This is a genomic window from uncultured Roseobacter sp., assembly GCF_947492555.1.
Classification (GTDB): Bacteria; Pseudomonadota; Alphaproteobacteria; order Rhodobacterales; family Rhodobacteraceae; genus Roseobacter.
The window spans coordinates 154,973-174,175 of sequence record NZ_CANLNE010000004.1 but is presented as its reverse complement, the minus strand read 5'-3'; the positions used below and the strand labels follow the sequence as shown (position 1 = coordinate 174,175).

Annotated in this window: 17 protein-coding genes; 11 read left to right on the top strand and 6 right to left on the bottom strand. The window is 60.2% G+C overall.

Going from position 1 to position 19,203, the window contains the following annotated elements; all coding sequences use genetic code 11:
• The 3 genes from Q1A07_RS19585 to Q1A07_RS19575 are packed head-to-tail and all read right to left on the bottom strand — an operon-like array spanning position 1 to position 2,264.
• On the bottom strand, positions 1–891 hold the full coding sequence (locus tag Q1A07_RS19585; protein WP_299783736.1) for a flavin reductase family protein: 891 nt from the start codon (positions 889–891) through the stop codon (positions 1–3).
• Complete coding sequence (locus tag Q1A07_RS19580; protein ID WP_299783734.1) at positions 881–1,693, bottom strand: alpha/beta hydrolase; 813 nt, start codon at positions 1,691–1,693, stop codon at positions 881–883. The genes Q1A07_RS19585 and Q1A07_RS19580 overlap by 11 nt, the downstream gene beginning before the upstream one ends.
• Positions 1,665–2,264, bottom strand: a complete 600-nt coding sequence (locus tag Q1A07_RS19575; protein WP_299783732.1) for an amino acid synthesis family protein — start codon at positions 2,262–2,264, stop codon at positions 1,665–1,667. The genes Q1A07_RS19580 and Q1A07_RS19575 overlap by 29 nt, the downstream gene beginning before the upstream one ends.
• A 106-nt stretch (positions 2,265–2,370) precedes the next feature.
• On the opposite strand from Q1A07_RS19575, the gene Q1A07_RS19570 reads away from it, so the two are divergent.
• Positions 2,371–3,270 carry a LysR substrate-binding domain-containing protein gene (locus Q1A07_RS19570; protein WP_299783729.1) on the top strand — a complete coding sequence of 300 codons (900 nt, stop codon included), beginning with the start codon at positions 2,371–2,373 and terminating at the stop codon, positions 3,268–3,270.
• A 117-nt stretch (positions 3,271–3,387) separates the two neighbouring features.
• On the opposite strand, the gene Q1A07_RS19565 is transcribed toward Q1A07_RS19570, so the two are convergent.
• Both Q1A07_RS19565 and Q1A07_RS19560 read right to left on the bottom strand, forming a co-directional pair.
• A complete protein-coding gene (locus Q1A07_RS19565; protein WP_299783727.1) occupies positions 3,388–5,310 on the bottom strand; it encodes a fasciclin domain-containing protein in 1,923 nt (640 codons plus the stop codon).
• A gap of 23 nt (positions 5,311–5,333) precedes the next feature.
• Entirely contained in the window at positions 5,334–5,825 is a 492-nt protein-coding gene (locus tag Q1A07_RS19560) for a fasciclin domain-containing protein (RefSeq protein WP_299783725.1), read from the bottom strand.
• Positions 5,826–5,949: 124 nt separating this feature from the next.
• Between Q1A07_RS19560 and Q1A07_RS19555 the strand changes: the two genes are divergently transcribed.
• Positions 5,950–6,792 carry a DUF6502 family protein gene (locus Q1A07_RS19555; RefSeq protein WP_299783723.1) on the top strand — a complete coding sequence of 281 codons (843 nt, stop codon included), beginning with the start codon at positions 5,950–5,952 and terminating at the stop codon, positions 6,790–6,792.
• Complete coding sequence (locus tag Q1A07_RS19550) at positions 6,779–7,702, top strand: DUF5666 domain-containing protein (RefSeq protein ID WP_299783721.1); 924 nt, start codon at positions 6,779–6,781, stop codon at positions 7,700–7,702. Before Q1A07_RS19555 ends, Q1A07_RS19550 begins: the two co-directional genes overlap by 14 nt.
• Positions 7,703–7,733: 31 nt before the next feature.
• Here the strand turns inward: Q1A07_RS19550 and Q1A07_RS19545 are convergent, their stop codons facing one another.
• On the bottom strand, positions 7,734–8,750 hold the full coding sequence (locus Q1A07_RS19545; protein WP_299783719.1) for a LacI family DNA-binding transcriptional regulator: 1,017 nt from the start codon (positions 8,748–8,750) through the stop codon (positions 7,734–7,736).
• 176 nt (positions 8,751–8,926) lie between these two features.
• Here Q1A07_RS19545 and Q1A07_RS19540 point away from each other — a divergent pair, with 176 nt between their 5' ends.
• The 8 genes from Q1A07_RS19540 (at position 8,927) to Q1A07_RS19505 (ending at position 19,144) form a co-directional block, all read left to right on the top strand.
• A complete protein-coding gene (locus tag Q1A07_RS19540) occupies positions 8,927–10,009 on the top strand; it encodes an ABC transporter ATP-binding protein (protein ID WP_299783717.1) in 1,083 nt (360 codons plus the stop codon).
• A 33-nt stretch (positions 10,010–10,042) separates the two neighbouring features.
• The gene (locus Q1A07_RS19535) at positions 10,043–11,380 is read left to right on the top strand and encodes an extracellular solute-binding protein (protein ID WP_299783715.1); all 1,338 of its coding nucleotides are present in this window, start codon (positions 10,043–10,045) and stop codon (positions 11,378–11,380) included.
• 175 nt (positions 11,381–11,555) lie between these two features.
• Entirely contained in the window at positions 11,556–12,473 is a 918-nt protein-coding gene (locus Q1A07_RS19530; protein ID WP_299783713.1) for a carbohydrate ABC transporter permease, read from the top strand.
• Positions 12,473–13,345 (top strand): carbohydrate ABC transporter permease, encoded by an 873-nt coding sequence (locus tag Q1A07_RS19525; RefSeq protein WP_299783711.1) that lies wholly within the window; start codon positions 12,473–12,475, stop codon positions 13,343–13,345. Before Q1A07_RS19530 ends, Q1A07_RS19525 begins: the two co-directional genes overlap by 1 nt.
• Positions 13,345–14,082, top strand: a complete 738-nt coding sequence (locus Q1A07_RS19520; RefSeq protein WP_299783709.1) for a cytochrome b561 domain-containing protein — start codon at positions 13,345–13,347, stop codon at positions 14,080–14,082. Before Q1A07_RS19525 ends, Q1A07_RS19520 begins: the two co-directional genes overlap by 1 nt.
• A gap of 127 nt (positions 14,083–14,209) precedes the next feature.
• Positions 14,210–15,418 carry an FAD-dependent monooxygenase gene (locus tag Q1A07_RS19515; RefSeq protein WP_299783707.1) on the top strand — a complete coding sequence of 403 codons (1,209 nt, stop codon included), beginning with the start codon at positions 14,210–14,212 and terminating at the stop codon, positions 15,416–15,418.
• A 123-nt stretch (positions 15,419–15,541) separates the two neighbouring features.
• Positions 15,542–15,745 carry a hypothetical protein gene (locus Q1A07_RS19510; RefSeq protein WP_299783705.1) on the top strand — a complete coding sequence of 68 codons (204 nt, stop codon included), beginning with the start codon at positions 15,542–15,544 and terminating at the stop codon, positions 15,743–15,745.
• Positions 15,746–15,805: 60 nt separating this feature from the next.
• On the top strand, positions 15,806–19,144 hold the full coding sequence (locus tag Q1A07_RS19505) for an EAL domain-containing protein (protein WP_299783703.1): 3,339 nt from the start codon (positions 15,806–15,808) through the stop codon (positions 19,142–19,144).
• Positions 19,145–19,203 lie beyond the last annotated feature (59 nt).

The window sequence follows — 19,203 nt, the reverse complement described above, 5'->3', positions numbered from 1 at the left end:
TCAATCCCTCCCTTGGGCAGGCAGCACGTCACCTGCATGTGCGTCCCCGACATAAAGCCCGAAACTCTGTGCCCGATGTTCCTGTCGAAACCGATCCAGCAGGGCGCGCACGGCTGTGTTGTTCGCCTGCGAGGTGTCGAGCGTCACGATATCCTGGGCTTGCAACCCCGGTTGCAGGCCCTTGGTTCTGCCGCGAAACACGATATGCCTGCAGGTTTCACCTTCATCGTAGATCGCGTAGACGACGCTCAATTCCGCCCGGATCTGACGTGCGATGAGCCCGGCTTCCAAGACGCTCAGGGGACTTTCCCCTCTTTGAACAGGAACCGTTGGCAACTGCCCCTGATCGGTCAGGTAGACCCTTGCCCCATCATCCAGCAGAACACTGGCACGCGTCGCCGCTGCTTCTGCCTTGCGCTCCTTGGACTGCGAGAAATAGCCCTCGGGCCCGTAGCCGAGGCCGGGCCGCGCGGCATCATCGAAGTGAGAGACCTGGCCGATCAGCACGATGTGATCGCCCGCTGCGACCACGGACGATGTCGTGCAGACAAATCCCGCGGCCCGTCCTGCGATGAGGGGCATGCCGTCCGCTTCTTCCCAGTCGCAGTTTGCAAACCTGTCTGCGGCGCGGGACGCGAAGAGGTTGGAGACGGCCTCCTGCCCTTCCGCCAGGATGCTGACCCCGAACTGCGTGGCGTCGCGAAAGGCGTGAAAACCGCTCAGGTGATTGCCGGGGCAAACCAGCAGCATCGGCGGGTTCAGCGACACGGAGGAAAAGGAATTAGCGGTGAAGCCCACCGGCTCCCCGGTTGCAGTTCGTGTGGTGACCACCGTGACCCCGGTCAGGAACCGGCTGAAGGCCGCGCGCAGGGTTGTCCGATCAATCCGCATCAGCTTGGACCCTGCGGGTAAAACAGCTGTGCAGAGCCTCCGCCATCGCATCGGGATGGGTCATCGGCATCATATGCGCGGCACCCGGGACGGTTAGTGCCTGACCAAAAGGCGCCTTCGCCGCCATGGCCTGTGACATATCGGGCGTCGAGTTCGGATCATCCGCCCCGGTCTGGAAGAGGGCGGGCATCTGCAAACGCCGCAGCCTCTTTTCAGATGGCCCGTCGTGCCGCGCAAAAATCCTGTAAGCGGTTGCGTAGCCATCTGGGTCGACCTGCGTCAACCAACTCCGGCACGCCGCAGCGGCCTCGGCCGTTGCTCCGGAGGGCGCCGCCCCGAACCAGCGCGCGAGGGTTGGCGCAGGATCGGGCGCGGTCAAGTGCGTCAAAGCGGCCGCCCTGCTCTGGACAGCGGCAGCGGCTTCGGCAGACCGGCGGTAGATTGCATTCAGACCTGCAACCGCCACCACCTTTTCGGGCGCTTGCGCTGCCACTTCCACAACAATCATCGCCCCCATGGAATGACCCGCCAGACAAACAGGCCCGTCCAATGCATGGATGAAGGTCAATACCCGCGCCACGTAGTCGCTCAGCTTGGCCGCGCCGCCGAGCGGCGATGCGCCGTGTCCCGGCATGTCGATCCTGTAGACCGTGAAGTCGGGCGCAAGAATGGGGGACACCGCGTTCCACGCTTCCGCGCGCAGCCCGACACCGTGGATCAGAACCACAGCTGGACCGCGCCCTTCGACGCAATAGGCCAGCGCACCCGCGCCTTCAGACCGCTGCCGGGTTGTCCACGTCATGACCCATTTCCTTCAGATCCTGATATCTGTCCCCGATCCGGTGGTGCGGACGTCCGCTTGTTGCGGCCCCCAGCGCGATGACCAACTCATCGGCGCGCGGCGCATCCGAAATGGCGAAATGGACCGTCAGATAATGAGAGCGACGCCCGGCATCATTCTTGTCCATCAGGGGGATCTGGATGGGCGCATTCGCCCCGCCGCGAGTATTGGTGAAGGCGAGGTAGGATTTTGCTCCAACCGCCTGTCGGAAGTGATTGCCGAACCGCAGCGTGTGGATCAGGCCCGAGGCGTGCTCAATCTCTCCGTCCAGCCCGACCACGGCGGCCTTGCCGAAGGCCTCAATCCTCTCGCCGCTCCCGGTCATCGCGGTGACCCGTTCGGTCAGCAAAGCGCCGAGCGGTGGGCCGAAGGCCTGAATCACCGGGCTGAGATCCTCGACAAAGCGCCCGGCCCAGGGGTTTTTAACTACGGCTGCCGCAGCGCACATCACCCACGGCTCAGCTGCAGGCTTGAAGCCCTCCACCAGAACATCTTCCTGATATGTAACGATTTTCCGGATATCTGGCTGCATGAAAACACCTCTCCCTGTTGTCGTGAAACTCTATCCACGGCAAAAGAGTGTGACAAACGATAGAAAATGATATGAATTCATTAGATAGTCTAATGAGATTGCCCCTATGTCGAAATCCCTGCCTCCGCTCACATGGTTCCGGGCATTCGAAGCCGCCGCGCGGCATCTGAGCTTTACCCTCGCCGCGGACGAGCTGGGATTCACGCAATCCGCGATCAGCCAGCATGTGCGGGCCCTCGAAGACCGGCTGGGATGTCAGCTTTTCGTGCGCGCGAACCGGTCCCTGCAACTGACAGATGCCGGGCGCCTGCTGGTGCCGGATGTGACGGCAGCGATGGGCCTGCTGACCCAGGCCGTGCGCCGGTTTATCCCCGATGGCGATCGGGCAAAGCTGACCATCGCCACCAGTGCCAGTATCGCCCATTTCGTGATCGCTCCACACATAGCCGCTTTCACTGCGCGCCATCCGGACATTGCGCTTCAACTGATCACGACGATCTGGCCGGATGACTTCGCCGCCAGCACCGCAGACATCGAGATCCGCTTTGGCGCGCCGGGGGTCGTGGGGACCGGTGCCAGCCTGCTGGAACCGTCACATCTGCATGTCGTGGCAGCGCCTCAGGTCGCGGACACATTGCCGAAGTCCGTACATCTGGCAGACCTGCGCGCCTTTCCTTTGATACAGGCGGTTGGCCTGTCAACGGGATGGACCAGCCTGTCACGTCAGCACAAACTCCCAGAGGCTTTAGAGACCGATCTTTACGTCGATACCCACGGCATGGCGGTGGACCTTGCCATCGCCGGGGCCGGTGTCGCCCTGACCCATTGTCAGATCACGCGCAACGCGATCCAGCACGGTGACCTTCGTGAAATCGCCCTGCCACATGTCCCTGCAGAAGAAGGGTATTACGTCGCCCTGAAGGCCACCGCGCTGCCGGAACAACAACAGCAGTTCGTTGACTGGTTTCTGGAGGTTACGAGGCCATCCCCTGTTCTCGGGGGCTGACCGCCAGGAACGCTGTGAAGCACATCCATCCGGTCGCAGGACCGCGCCGCGTCCGGAACACGGACCCGGCACCGCCAACTGCGCGGCGCCGGGCCTTACAGCCAAAAGCATTGACCGTCAGAAAATGAAATCCTCTTCCGTCAGATTTAAGCGCGTGCCCTGCACCAGGATGCTCTGATCCTCGCTCAGCTTGATCTCTGCCCGGTGGCCACGGACATGAATGGCATCCTCCAACTCGGCGAAACTTTCGAACCTTGTGCCGCTGAGATCAATCAGATCCAGACCGTCCTCAAAGCCGATGATGCGGTCGTGCCCATCCCCGGTATTGAAGATAAAGATATCCGCATCCCGCCCGCCAAAGAGCTTGTCGTTGCCCAGACCGCCGGTCAGCATATCCATTCCGCGCCCACCCAGGATGATGTCATTCCCATCCCCGCCAAAGCCAACGTCATCACCACGGCCCAGCGTAATGAAATCGCGCCCACCGTTGCCATCGACCAGATCATTGTCACGACCCGTGCGGATATGGCTGCTGCTATCGTCGTCGATGATGAAATCCACATCATTCGACCCGTCCGATTGCAACAGGTCAGCAGGCAGGAGCACGCCGTCCAGCACATGCGCAATGCCGTTCGAGGCTGCGATATCGGTAGCAATCAGCGTCGGATCGGGCACGTCCGGGTCGGCATCCACCAGCGTGGCCCCATCGACCCCCAACGTACCGCCCTGCAGGGTTTCGATTTCTGTGGCGGCCAGTACTGCCTCTGATCCAAGCGCCGCGGGGGCCACGTGATAGGTCAGAACCTCGGTCAGGAGCGGGATCGGATCGCCGCCACCCAGAAGCGTCAGCGCCTCCACGAGATAGGCAAAGGCTTCACCTTCATCACTGCCCTCAAACCCAAGCGCCTGCGACAGGCCGACAAAGGCCGCATCGTTGGGTGCAAAGACCGTGAGGTCAGCCTCCGGATCATTCAGCGCTCCGGTCAGGTTCGCGGCCTGCACCGCGTTGAACAGCAGATCGAAATCGGTCCCGTCCTGGTCGAAGGTACCCCCGCTGGCCGCGACGATACCGGCCAGGGTCGGCAGCTCCGGCTCCGGCGGCGTGTTGCCGGGAATGTCGATGGGCAGCAGCACCCGGTCGATCACCTGAAGGGTGCCATTTGCCGCCGGGATGTCCTCCGCCACGATGTTCGGATTGGCAACGTCAGGCTCGTTGTCCACGAGTTCAGTGCCCTCCGATCCGAACGTCGCCCCGTCGAGCAGTGTCGACACCTCACTGGCGGCATCGACTTCCTCGGCGGTCTTGGCGCCCGGAGACACATGATAAAGCAGGATATCCGCAAGCAAGGGGATCGGGTCGCCATCCAGCGCAAGCCCGGCCAGGGCATCGGCAATGAAGCCAAAAACGGCGTCTTCATCCGTCTGGTCACCGGCAAACCCCAGATCAACCGCCAGCGCGGTGAAGGCAGCGTCCGTGGGTGCGAAAACGGTGATGTCGTCCGAGGCATGCACCGCCCCCGCCAGACCCGTGACTGTCAACGCCTGCACGAGGATGTTGAAATCACTCGAACCTGCCGCGATGTCGACAATGTTGGGCGGTGGCGCCGGCAGATCCCCCGCAGAGAGGTCATCGTATTTCAGCCCCCGGAACACATTGGCAGTGCCCCCGACGGTGAGCGTCACCCCCGCAGGCGGAACGGGCCCGAGAAAGGTGAAGCTGTCCGGCAACCGGCCCGGCTGTTCCAGCTCCACCAGCCTGTAGGTCTGACCGTTGTCGCCGTAGAGATGCCACACCTGTTCGGCGTAAAGGCGGCCACCATTGCCGACCTCCTCGCCATCGCGGACAATGGTTGCGGTCTGGCCGGATCTGTCATCGCCGCGCTCGTTTCTGAACGCGTCCCCCGACAGGTATGCGTCGTCATCGGTCACGCTGAAGTCGAGGGTTGCCGCTTCAGGCATTGTGAAACTGGCGTGTCGGGCAATGTGGCCTGCACCAAAGAGATCGGCCGAGGCGAACCCGGTGAAAGTAAAAACACTCATGTTAACGTCCTCTCAGTCTTGGATCAGGGCAAAAGCACTTTGTCGATCACGTGGATCACACCGTTCGAGGCCGTGATATCCGCGCTGACAACCGTTGCATTGCCGACTTTCACGCCGTTGCGCCCGTCAACCCTCAGGGCCTTGCCGTTCACGGTTGTGGGGCTGAGGCGTTTGCCTGCCACATCCGCCGCCATCACCTTGCCGGGCAGCACGTGGTAGGTCAGGATCGCGGTCAGCTGGTCTTTGTTCTCCGGCTTCAGCAATGTCTCAACGGTGCCTGCGGGCAAGGCGGCAAAGGCCTCATCGGTTGGCGCAAACACCGTGAAGGGGCCATCGCTCTTCAGCGTGTCCACCAGATCGGCGGCGCTCACTGCGGCGACCAGGGTGTCGAAGGAGCCCGCCGACTGCGCGACCTCGACAATATCGGGATTGGGCGGCGCGGTGGTTCCGGCGCATCCCGCAAGGGCCACGGTTGCGGCCAGAGCAGATGCCTTCAGCAGTTTCGAAAACGTCATCAAGTGGGTCCTCCTTTATAGTTGTGTGTATTTTACACACGATGCATGCGACATATCTGTACCGAGCACCGGAATTGGCAAGATTTTTGTGGAAATTTTTCACACTTGCACCCATGTTGCCGCCATGACTGCGCGCGACCCCATCTCTCAATCCCGCCTGTTCGAGCGGGCGCTGAGACGTCTTCTCAGGCCATTGGTGCGCGCGCTGATTGCGCAGGGCGTGTCTGCTCCGGCACTCTACCGCATCGTAAAACAGACCTACGTGGAGGTCGCTTCCGATGATCTGGGCACGGCGGCAACAGACAGCCGGGTCACGGTGTTGACCGGGGTGCACCGGCGCGACGTCAAGGAATTTCGCACCCGCGATCAGGAAGAGGATGGCGAGACACAGCGCAAGGTTTCCATCCTGCTGACCGTGGTGGGACGCTGGATGTCGGACCCTGTCTATCTTGAAGACGGTCAGCCCCGCGTCCTGCCTCGCTTTGGTCAGGACGGCCCAAGTTTCGAAACGCTGGTGCAGTCTATCAGCAGGGACATACGGCCCCGTACGGTGCTGGATGAATTGACGCGGCAAGGCATCACAGGCGTTGACGAGGATCAGGTCAGCCTGATGTCAGAGGGTCTCGTCGGCTCTGCGGACACCGATCAGAAACTGCATTTCTTTGCGCACAACCTTGGGGACCACATGCAGGCGGCGGTCGAAAACCTGCTGTCCAATGACCCGCAACACCTGGAACGCGCGGTGTTCTACAACCACCTCAACGCGGCATCCGTAGAGGACGTCGAAAGCGAGGCGCGGCGTCTTTCGCTGGATGCCTTGCGGCAAATCAATGCGCTGGCTGCGGGCAAACAGGCAAAAGACAAGACAGAGGCCTCTGCCACCCACCGATTCAGATTTGGCGTGTTTTTCTACAAGGAAGATGAAGACGCCGAGACAAAAGGAAAGACCTCAGATGACGACCGGTAAATTCTCCCGCCGCGCAGCCTTGGCCGCAGGTCTGTCCGGCCTGATGCTGCCGGGCACCGTCTGGTCGCAATCGGCGGAGCGCGAGGTCGAAGGCGGGATCGGTGGCACCGGGATCGTCGGTGTGCTGACCGATTTCGGCAGCCTGATTGTCGGCGGGAACCGCGTGCAGACAGACGCGACAACACGGTTCAGCGATGGCTTCGGCGGTCTGCGCGAAGAGGATGTGCAGATCGGCGACAGCCTGACGGTCGAGGCGACGGGCACTCCCAACGCTTTGATCGCGCGCCGGGTACATGTGACACATCCGCTGGTCGGACGGATCAGTGCCGCATCTGAAGACGGGCGCAGGGTGAAGATCAACGGGGTCGAGGTTGTGACCGGCAGAAGTGATCGCGGGTTTGTCCTTGGCGATCGTGTCGCTGTCTCCGGCCTGTGGCAAGGCCCGCGTGTGATGGCGAGCCGTCTCACCGCGGCGCGTTCCGAACTGGATCTGATCTCGGGCGACGTCAAGCGCAGCGCGGGAGACATACGCCTTGGTACAGTCTCTGTAAGAGGCCGAGGTGTTGGCGCTCTGGCACAAGGCTCCTTTGCAAGCGCCACCGGTCGCTATGACGCGGATACCGGACGCTTCCGGGTCGACACGCTGAGCACGCAACGTTTTGTCGGCGCTGCCGGGCCGTTGGCCCGCCTGTCCATCGAAGGATACCTCGAACCCACCGACACGGCACCGGGCTACCGGATTTCCGGCCTCGGCCATAGTTTCGAGCGGACCCTGGATCTGCGGCGATATGCTGAAGCGCGGGTCCGGTTCAGCGGTGCCTATACGGGGCGGTTTGCCGCCGACAGCGCGGTGATTTTGCCTGAAGGGACCCAGGCACGCCGCCGGGTGCTGCGCCGACTGAGCCGATAGCACCCAGCAAGACGATCCCGTGCGATCTTTGTCAGATCTGCGTCCGCGTGGTTTCACCGGGGATCAGTTCCAACGGCAGGGGTTTGCTCTTTTCCGTCGGCACCCCGTTGATCCGCGCCAGAAGCTGGGTGGCGCCCGTGATCCCCATCAGGCGCCGCAGCGTCCGAACGGTTGTCAGTTTCCTCGGCAGTACGCTTGCCAGATCCAATTGATTGAAACCAACAATGCCGAGGTCTTGCGGCACGGACAGTCCACGCATCTGGCAGCACATCAAACCGCCAAAGGCCATGTGGTCATTGAGATAGCAGATGATGTCGGGCGCGCCCGCGTCCAACAGCTCGGCTGTGCCGTCAAAGCCCGTGGCGAATGAATTGCCCGACTGCGGGCGGGCAGAGAGCACCTCGGTCCCTCTTTCGCGCGCAAACACGTCCCGGAGCCCTGCAAGGCGATTGTCGGCGCGCGTGTCGTGCCCGCGCGGGGTGCTGACAAAAGCCGGACGACGATACCCAAGGGACACTGCGTGATCCCCGATCATCTGGCCCGCCCTGTAGTGATCGATCCCGACGCAGATATCGATTGGTGTATCGGTGTGATCCCATATCTCCAGAACCGGGATGGGCGAGGCCCTGAGCAAGTCCACCGTCTCCGGCTGGTGATCGAGGCCGGTGAGGATGATACCCGCAGGCTGCCAGGACAGCAGGCGACGGACCCAGCTCAGCTCCGCCTCGGGGCTGTATTCAGTGGTGTCGATCACGCTGGAATAGCCCGCTGAATCAAACGTCCGTCGCATCCCGTTGAGGATGTCGGCAAAAACCTCGCCCGCGAAGGTCGGCAGCGAAATGCCGATCAGGTTGGAGTTCGCGACGGCGAGGGAACGGGCATTGCTGTTGGGCACATATTTCATCTCGCGGGCAATCCTGAGAATCTCCCTGCGCTTCTTTTCAGACACCCCGTCGACCCCGCGAATGGCGCGCGAAACGCTCATGATGCTGACGTTCGCGCGGGCTGCGACGTCCTCGATCTTGGCTGGGTGATGCTTTTTACTCATGAAACCGCTACGTCCGGACGCAATTTTTTGCAATTATTTTCAATGTATTGAACCTCAAATAACGTTAACGCTAACGTTCATTTTGGCTTTTTCGCTTCGTTATTGGAACCCCTTTCGGCACTCTGGAACGCAAAGCTGGGAGGCTTTTCAGGGAATTCGGCGCGTCAGGGGGGCAAGTGCCACGTATCGTTTTTGATCAGGTGTCTAAGAGCTATGGCGCGGTGGAGGTTCTGCCTCCCTTCGACCTGCATCTTGATGACGGAGAGTTCACGGTTCTGGTTGGCCCGTCGGGCTGCGGCAAGTCGACGACCCTGCGCATGCTCGCGGGGCTGGAGACCCTTTCCGGTGGCGAGATCTTTTTTGACGACACACCGATCAGCAGGCTGGATCCGAAAGAGCGGGACCTTGCGATGGTGTTTCAGGACTATGCGCTCTACCCGCATATGAACATCGCCAAGAACATGTCCTTTGCCTTGCGTCTCGCCCGGGTGTCGAAATCCGAGATTGAAACCAAGGTGCAGCGGGTGGCAGGCATGCTGAACATCGCGCATCTGCTGGACCGCAAGCCGGCGGAGCTTTCCGGTGGGCAGCGTCAGCGGGTCGCCATGGGCCGCGCGCTGGTGCGCGACGCGGGGACGTTTCTCTTCGACGAACCGCTTTCCAATCTCGACGCCAAGCTGCGCGGCAAGATGCGCGCGGAGCTTGCCGAGATGCGCGACACCATCGACAAGAACATGGTCTACGTGACCCATGATCAGGTCGAGGCGATGACCCTGGGCGACCGGATCGTCGTGATGAGCGACGGGTTCATCCAGCAGCAAGGTACGCCCGAGGAACTCTTTAAGGCGCCGGTCAACAAGTTCGTGGCGGGCTTCATTGGCGCGCCGACGATGAACTTTGTGGACGGCGATCTTGTCGATGAAAAAGGCACGCTTTGGGTCCGAGGCGACGGGTTTGCCCTGCCGCTGACCGCCGAGGCAGGCCAGCGTCTGGCAGCGGCCAAGGATCGCGCCGTGACGGTTGGTTTGCGGCCCTCCAGTTTCACCACCGATCTGACACGAGGCGCGCCCATTGAGCTGAAAGTGGTCGTGTCCGAATACCTCGGTGCACAATCGGTTCTGGTCACCCGCTGCGGCGGTGCGGAGATCCTGGTTGAGACGCAAAGCGCCTCGCCTGTCCGTTCCGGCACCGAACAGACCTTTGGCGTGCTCACGGATGAAATCATGATTTTCGACAAAACGTCAGGGCTCCGGCTCTGACACTTCAGAAATAGCATCAGGGAGGACTGACGAATGCTATCACTCAAGACAATCCTGACGGGGACAGCCGTTTCCGCAACACTGGCGAGCGCTGTCTTTGCCGCGGGTCACGGCGGGCCTTACGAGCCCTATGCGGGCACCACGCTGGTGATCAACGTGCCCGCGCACCCGCACTATAATGCGATGATGAAGGTGCTGCCCGCCTTCACCGAAGAGACCGGCATCGAGGTCGAAGTCGACCAGCTGCAGTATCTGAAAATGCGCGAGCGCCAGACGCTGGAACTGACCAAATCCGAAGGCGACTATGACATGATCGCCTATGTGGTCTTTTCCAAGGCCGACTACGTCTATGCGGACCAGCTGGAGAACCTGGCTAAATACTTCATGAACCCCGCATTGGCCGATCCGAACTATGATCAGGCGGACCTGATTTCAGGCTACGTGGAGAACATCGGCGTGGCGGGCGGTCAGAAGGGCTATCTGCCGGGTCAGTTGGGTTCGGCCTTTGGTATTCCGTTTGGCTCCGAGACCTCCGTGCTGGCCTATCGTAAGGACATCTTCGAAAAGCACGGCATTGCGGTGCCCGAAACCTATGACCAACTGCTCGATGCGGCCTGCAAGATCCCCGAAGTGGAGCCGGGCATGGGCGGCATGGCCTCGCGCGCGGCATCCGGCCACCAGGCCAGCCACGCGTTCCTTTTGCATCTCGCCCCGCTCGGCGGTCGTGTCTTTGACGACAACTGGGAGCCGATCATCAACAACGAAGCCGGTGTCGCTGCGGCCAACGCCCTGAAGACCATCGTGGATTGCGGTCCCGAAGGGTCACAGACCTTTGGCCCGGCAGAGGCTGCGGCTGCGTTCCAGCAAGGGCAAGCGGCCATGTTCATGGACAGCATCGCCTTTGCGGCTGGCTTTGAAGACCCCAGCAAATCCACCGTTGCGGGGAATGTCGGTTACGCCCTGCACCCCGAAGGTGTGCGTCGTGGCAGCCAGACCGGCGGCTTCGGCATCGCAATCCCCAAGAACGCCCAGAACAAGGAAGCGGCCTTCCTGCTGATGCAGTGGCTGACCTCCAAGAAGGGCGATCTGATGGTGGCCATGGCGGGCGGCAACCCTTCGCGCTTCTCCACCTATGAAAACGCGGAGTTGAACGAGAAATACACCTATTCCGCCACCTTCGGCGAAGCCCTGAAGCATGCCGACCCCGACTGGCGTCCGATCATCCCCACCTGGGGCAAGATCAACGCCGACATCGGCACCACCATGAGCCAGGTACTGACCGAGGGTCTCGACCCACAAGAGGCGCTGAACGGTGTCGCCGAACGTGCCCGCGCGATCATGGACGAGGCCGGGTATTACACCTGGCAATAACGGTCAGCTCTGCTGACTGAGTGTGGAAAAGCGGGTTTTCCGGAGGAAAACCTGCGGCCCCACCCCCTCACCACTCTTTGCGCTGACCGCCTAGAGAAAACCACCCAAGGCCCCGGCGCGCCAATCACCAGCGCCGGGACCACCCAGAAGCCCTCGTAGCACGGACCAGCAGCCCATGCAGACCGCCAACGCAAATCGGCTCACGCCCTATCTCTTCCTGGCGCCTGCAGCGCTGGTGATGGCGGTGGCCCTGCTCTACCCGATTGGCTACATGATCTACGCCAGTTTCCTCGACTGGAACCCCAGTCAACGGATCGGCGAGGCGGAATTTGTTGGCCTGAAGAACTACATCGGCCTGCTGAGCGACGCGGCCTTTCGCGAGAGTTTCTTTGTCACGCTGAAATTCGCTGCCGTTGTGGTCACGCTGGAGATGGTGCTGGGCGTCGGTCTTGCCCTGCTGCTCGACCGCAACATTCGTGGCATGTCTGTACTGCGCACGCTGTTCATCCTGCCAATGATGATTGCGCCGATCGTGGTTGGCCTCATGTGGCGGTATATGTATCACCCGTCGGTTGGCATATTTAATAGAACGCTGAAATCATTAGGGTTTGAGCCGGTCCCCTGGCTGAGTGACGGCAGCTGGGCCTTTGCCTCGGTGGTGATCGCGGATGTCTGGCAGTGGACGCCGTTCATCTTCATCCTGTCGTTGGCCGCGCTGCAATCGCTGCCGCGGTCCGCGATGGAAGCCGCCCGGATTGACGGCGCCACCGGCTGGCAGCAGATCGTCTATATCAAGCTGCCGCTGATGATGCCGGTGCTGATCGTGACGCTGCTCTTGCGCCTGATCGACGCCTTCAAGGTGCTTGAGGTGATCCTCGTGCTCACCAACGGCGGGCCGGGTCTCTCGACGGAAATCCTGTCGCTGCGCATCTCGCGCACCGCCTCGGAATTCCGAGAACTTGGCGAGGCGGCGGCCATGTCGAATTACCTGCTGATCCTGCTGGTGATCCTGACCTTCGCGATGTTTGCCTACAACAAGGCGGTCGAAGCCCGCGCCGCGCGGCTGCGCAAAGCGGCGGAGGAGGACCTCTGATGGCCGAAAAAATCTACGACAAGCAGAACCCGGCCTTTTACGCGCTTCTCGTGGCGCTGGTGGTCATGGCCGTCGGGCCCATCGTGATGATGCTGACCACCTCACTCAAGTTGAACGTGGACATCATGTCAGACAGCTCTTCGCTGCTTTTCATGCCCACGCTGCGCAACTATGAAACGGCGCTCTGCGACTTCCTGTGGTACGAAGCCCCGCACATTGATTATTGCGACAAGACCTTTGGCCGCGCGCTGGTGAACTCGCTGATCATCGCGCTGGTCTCGACGGTGCTGACGCTGGTGATTGGCTGTATGGCCGCCTACGCGCTGGTGCGCTTCCGCTTTATGGGGCGCGATACGGTGTCGCTCTCGACACTGGCGATGCGCATGGTGCCCCCCGCCGTATTGCTGGTGCCCGTCTTCGGCATCTGGACCTTCCAGTTCCAGATCGACGGAACGCGCGCGGGCATCATTCTGGTTTACGTGGCGATGAACCTCCCCTTCGTCATCTGGATCCTGCAGAGTTTCATCGTGCAGGTGCCGATCCAGCTGGAAGAGGCCGCGCGCATGGATGGCGCGGGCCCCTTCCAGGTTTTCTTTCTCGTTGTCCTGCCGCTGATCAAGCCGGGGCTGGCGGCCGCGGCGATCTTCACTTTCCGGGTCGCGTGGAACGAGTTCCTGCTGGCCAATGCGCTGGCGGACCGCAACTCGCGCACGGTGCCCGTGACCATCGTGAATTCGATCACCGAGTTCGACATCGACTGGGGCGTGATCATGGCCACCGGCATGTTGCTGGCCATTCCGCCGATCATCTTTACCTTCGTGGCGTCGCGCCAGATCATCACCGGCATGACTGCGGGCGCGGTCAAGGGCTGATGCTGGACTGGCTTGCCGCCCCGATGGATACCAGCCGCCTGCATGATGTGGGTTGGCATCTGAGTTGGCACGCCCGTTTCATGGTTGTGTCCTGGGGCGTTCTTGTCCCGCTGGGGATATTCATCGCCCGCTATTTCAAGATTGCACCCGGCCAGAACTGGCCCGAAACACTGGACCATCATTTTTGGTGGAACACCCATCGTATCTGTCAGTATTCGGCCTGCGTGCTGATGGTGGTCGGGCTCTGGTTCATTCGCAGCGCACCACCTCTGACGACGATCCCCGGCCCGCATCAGTTTCTGGGGTGGACCGTCCTGGCGCTGGCGATGGTTCAGCTAACCGGTGGATTGCTCAGGGGCACCAAGGGAGGCCCGACAGAACCAGCGCCAGACGGCAGCCTGCACGGTGATCACTATGACATGACACCGCGAAGACTGGTTTTTGAATATGCGCATAAGGGCGCGGGATATCTGGCGCTCCTCCTCTCCATCGCGACCATTCTGTCCGGCCTATGGCAGGCAAATGCGCCAAACTGGATGTGGCTGTCACTTGCACTGTGGTGGGGAGGCTTGGGCATTGTGTCCCTTGTTCTGCAATCGCGCGGCATGGCCGTCGACACATATCAGGCAATCTGGGGCCCTGACCCCACTCTGCCTGGCAACCGGCGCAAGCCAATTGGCCTTGGTGTGCACCGCATTTCTCCGAACGGCCAGCGCGCGCGGGGCACGGATAGCTGAGCAGACAAGCGCCAGCATTCAGAAAACATTCAATTCCTTTTCAGGCAAGCCAGAACCGGGCGGGCTACCCCTCCAACACGCTGACACCATAAGGGCGGCGGCTCGGGTCTGCACCTGCACGACACCGATGTTGTGGGGTATCTCGGAAAAGGCATTTGACCTGATGCGCAGTCATCCAAATCACGACTACTACGATGCTGTGATCGTCGGCGCACGCTGTGCGGGGGCGGCCACGGCCCTGTTGTTGGCGCGGCAAGGCGCAAGAGTTCTGTTGATCGACCGGGATCCGGATCTGGACGATACCTTGTCGACACATGCGCTGACACGACCGGCAGTAAGGCTGCTGTCCGACTGGGGTTTGCTTGACGATATTATCACCAATGATACGCCAGTGGTGACCAAGACGCACTTCCACTACGGTCCTGAGCAGATCAGCCTGCCGGTCAAAGAAAATGCAAGCGTGCCAGGTCTGTTGGCGCCCCGGCGGTGGCTGTTGGACACCCTTTTGCGCGATGCCGCCATCCGGGCGGGCGCGGAGTTTCAAGGTGATGTAAGCTTGGTTGGCGTCGGACGCGACTTAAGCGACCGTATTGGAGGCGCGACACTGCAGTTTGCGGATGGCACGGTGCGTACGATTTGCGCATCCCTGGTCATCGGCGCAGACGGTGTCCGATCCAGTTTGGCCAAGGCGGTCGGAGCCCCCATGCAGATACGTTCCAAGGCCTGCACAGCCACGGCATACACATATGTGGAAGGTATCGAGAACGCGGGGTATCGCTGGTATTTCGGCACAGCAAGCATCACCGGGTTGATCCCGACGACAAACGGCCTGCATTGCCTATTCAGCCAGATCAAACCGGGTCACTTCATAGACGAGTTTGCGCCCAACGCGTATCGCGCGATCTTGGGCGAGCTGGCGCAATGGGAGCCGGGTATCGCAGACGATTTGCAGGCCCGTGGGCCTGCTGAGCGGCTACGCAGATTTCCCGGTGTGCGGGGCTACAGACGCGTCTGCGCGGGCCCCGGATGGGCACTTGTTGGAGATGCGGGTTACTTCAAAGACCCCTGCACGGCGTTGGGAATGACGGATGCTCTGGTCGATGCCCATCGCCTCGCCAGTGCCTTTACTCAAAACCCCGACGACGTAACATCTTACCAAGCCGAACGCGACAAGTTCACCACTAAGATGTTCGATATCACGCAGGAGATTGCCGCGCTGGACTGGCACTTCGAGCGGCTCAAATCGCTTCACCTTGAGCTGAGTGACAGCATCCGCGCGGTAGAAGACAGGCTCATTTCGCAGGTCCGCCCGAATATGATGTCCGCTCCGGCATAAATGCGGTCGCACCCGCGAGACCCTGGCGATCATGACGCATGAGTATCGCTACGCGACCAGAATACATCTTTCGAGCTCCAGTGTTCTCGCCACCTGGACGAACACGGCTGCAAAATGCCCTTCATGTCTCCGGTCGCTTGGACAGATAAGCAGCTGGATGTTGCCCGGTCCGTCGCAGGTAAACCTGCAATACCGCCGACCCCGAGAAAGAAAAATGTCTTCAGTTTTACCTATCCACAAGCATTCGGTCACTGGAAGCCGCAGCATTGCTCAAATAGCCTGCTTCTGGCGGCCTTTCATGCAAAACCGAAATATCTAAAAATCTAAGGTTACGCTTCGAGTAACCTATCAAACGTATGTATCCGCCATTAATGCAAAGGCCGATGCATGCAGCTGTCAGATGTTCTAAAGGACTTTCTATCGCTGACCCAGGATGCGGTGGGGGTGGGCTATCGCGGTCCGTCGGATGAGACCGCGCGTCTGGTCTATGTGAACCCTTCTTACACCAAGCTCTTTGGCCACGATCCGGAGGACATCCTGGGCGGACCGGTCGACATCGTGCACGATCCCGACACCTGGGACGAGTACGTGGCCAGCGTGGCCCCCAAATTCGCGGCCGGCGAACAACAGTTCCACGCGGAGACCAGCTGCGTGCGGGCGGATGGCAGCAAGTTCTGGACCAGTATCTCCTTCTTTGCCTTTGATGATCCGGAAAATGGCGGCCGATACAGCTGTGCCACGTTTCGCGACATCTCTGACCTCAAAGCGCGCGAGGACGCTGCAGCGCAAGCGCTGAAAGACCGCGATGCCTTGCTGGCCGAACAGGACGGCATGTACCGTGAGCTCCTGGCCACGCAGACCCGCCTGCTCTCGGCGATGAACGCCTACCCCGATCCGTTCGTAATCTACGACAAGGACATGCGGCTGGTGATCAGCAACACGGCTTACCGCAAATCGATGTCCACCGATCCGGAGGCGATCAAGGCCGGCATGCACATTCGTGATGTGATGAATGTCGCCTTTGACTGCGGCTTGATCGCCGTGCCGCCACAAGGCCGGGACGCATATTTCGACAAATTCAAGAAACCTGAAACCATCACGCGTACGGCGGAGAACATCGAGTTAGCAGGTGATGTGCACCACCGCATTCTGCGCAGTGTGGCAGAGAATGGCGATTGGGTGATCATCCGGCTGGACATCTCCGAGCTTGTGCGGCAGCGACGCCAGTCCACCGAGATTCACGAGCGGACCATCGCGGCGCTAAACGCCTATCCCGACCCGTTTGCCATCTATGATGCCACAGAGCGGTTGGTGATGTGGAACGATGCGTTCACAACCTCGATCACGGACACGCCGGATGATTTGCAGGCCGGCATGGCCGCATCCGAGGTACAAGCACTGGGCGTACGCAATGGGCGTTTCCAACCGGATGACGTGAACGACCCCAGGAAACTGACCCGCCAGACAAAACCGATGGCGACCGTGTCACCACACACTGACCTAGAATTGCCGGGCGACGTTCACCACAGGGTATTACGCAACCAAGCGCCAAACGGCGATGTTGTGGTGATCCAGATGAACACCACCGAACTGGTGCGGCAAAGACGGGATGCAGAAGCGCTTCAAGAGCGGTTTCTTGCGGCAATCAGCGCCTATCCGGCCCCGTTCTGCATCTACGATTCAGGCTCCAAGCTCGTGGCGTGGAATGAAAGTTACACTGCCGCCCTGACCGACAATCCCGACGAGATGCGCGAAGGCATGAGCCTCGAAGAGGCGATGCGGGTTGGTCTGCGCAATGCACGCTTTTCCGACGCCATCGGCCGCGAGGACGCCTGGTTGCGCGAAACGTTAGACGCCGCCGAAAACGTTGTTCCGATTGAAGACATGACGGTCGCCGGTGACATGCATCACCGATTACTGCGATCAAGATCCAGCAATGGTGATTTGGTCGTGGTGCGTCTGGACACCACCGAACTGGTACGCCAGCGGCGGGAACTGGAAGAATCCCAAGGCCGTCTGATTTCGGCCATCAACGCTTTTCCCGACCCGTTCTCAATCTACGACAAGGATCTCAATCTGCTGATCTGGAACCCAGCTTTTACATCATCTCTGACAACTGACCCAGACGACATCTATGTCGGGATGAACGTCTCCGAGGTTTTGGGGCTGGCCACGCGTAATGGCCATGTGCCAGCAGCAAAGGGACGTGAAGCTGAGTGGGTCAATGAATACATTGACTCGGAGATGGTGCACATCGAAGAAGAGGATTTCGAATTCGCCGACGATATGCACTACCGCATCATTCGGTCGCGCTCCGAAAATGGCGAAACCCTCGTGCTGCGTCTGAACATGACCGAAGCCGTACGCCAGCAGCGCGCATTGGAGAACTATGCCCACCAGTTGGAAGAAGCCAACCAGCAGATCACGTTCAAAGCACTGCATGATCAACTGACGGGATTGGGTAATCGGCGTTACCTGTCCGAAAAATTCGGCGAACTATCGAGGTTGCGACGCAGCTCAGGTGGCGAACTTGCCTCGTTACACATCGATCTGGATCGTTTTAAGCAGATCAACGATACGATTGGCCATGCCGCAGGGGACCATGTGTTGATCGATGTGGCCAATCGCATTCGCAACAATGTACGGTCAGAGGATGTAGTTGCGCGGATTGGCGGTGATGAGTTTGTTATCCTCCTGAATATCCCGAAAGACAGCGACCGCCCTGAAAGGCTGGCTGAAGCACTTCTTGTGGATCTGGTCAAACCTTCTACGTTCGAAGGCCGCGAATGCCGGTTTGGCGCGTCCATCGGGATCGCGCGTACGCCACTGGCCGACGAAAGAGACCTGCTGACGAATTCTGATGTAGCTCTTTACAAGGCAAAGCGGGCCGGGCGCGGTCAGCTGGCGATCTTTGACCAGTCTGACATTGAAGAGATGCGGAAGACCAAGAAGCTGGCTGATGACATCATGCGGGCGTTGGAGGAGCACGAATTTGTGCCCCATTATCAGCCACAGGTGGATGCGCAATCCGGGCGTGTTGTGGGTGTTGAGGCGTTGGCGCGCTGGCATCATCGAAGGGACCGCATTCTGACACCTGACAGTTTCCTGCCGGTTGCAACGGACCTGAATGTGGTTGCGGATATTGATCGAATGATTTTCGAAAAAGCGATTGCAGAATGCGAAGACGCATTTCGGGGAATGGAGAGGCAGCCCAACCTTTCCTTTAACGTCAGTGCCAATCGCATCCAGTTTGAAGAGATTGCCGAAATCGGGCGTCTTGCAAACACTTATTCAGGCGAGATCGCCTTTGAATTGCTGGAAACAATTTTCCTGGAAGAAGAAAGCGATGCCTTTCTTATGCAGCTTGATCAGTTGCGGGACATGGGCATCGCCTTAGAGGTGGACGACTTCGGCAGCGGGCGGGCATCAATTGTTGCGCTGCAGCGGATCGGCCCCGATCGATTGAAGATTGATCGTCGCCTGATCAGTCCCATGGCACGAGGAAACAACGCAACCCGTCTGGTGCAATCGATCATAGAAATAGGCAATGCGCTGGATATTGGTGTGATTGCCGAGGGGGTCGAAACCCAGGAGCAGGCAAGCATTCTGAGCGAGCTGGGCGCAGGGAAGTTACAAGGGTATTACTTCTCCGAGCCGCTTAGCCTGCCGGACCTTCTGAAGTACCTTGAGAAAAACCGGACCGAGAGGTGGTTTGAAACCCGCTGACGGATCGACCCTGATCGGCCTACAGCCGGAGGTTCTCACCTCCCTCTGAGCGAACGCAG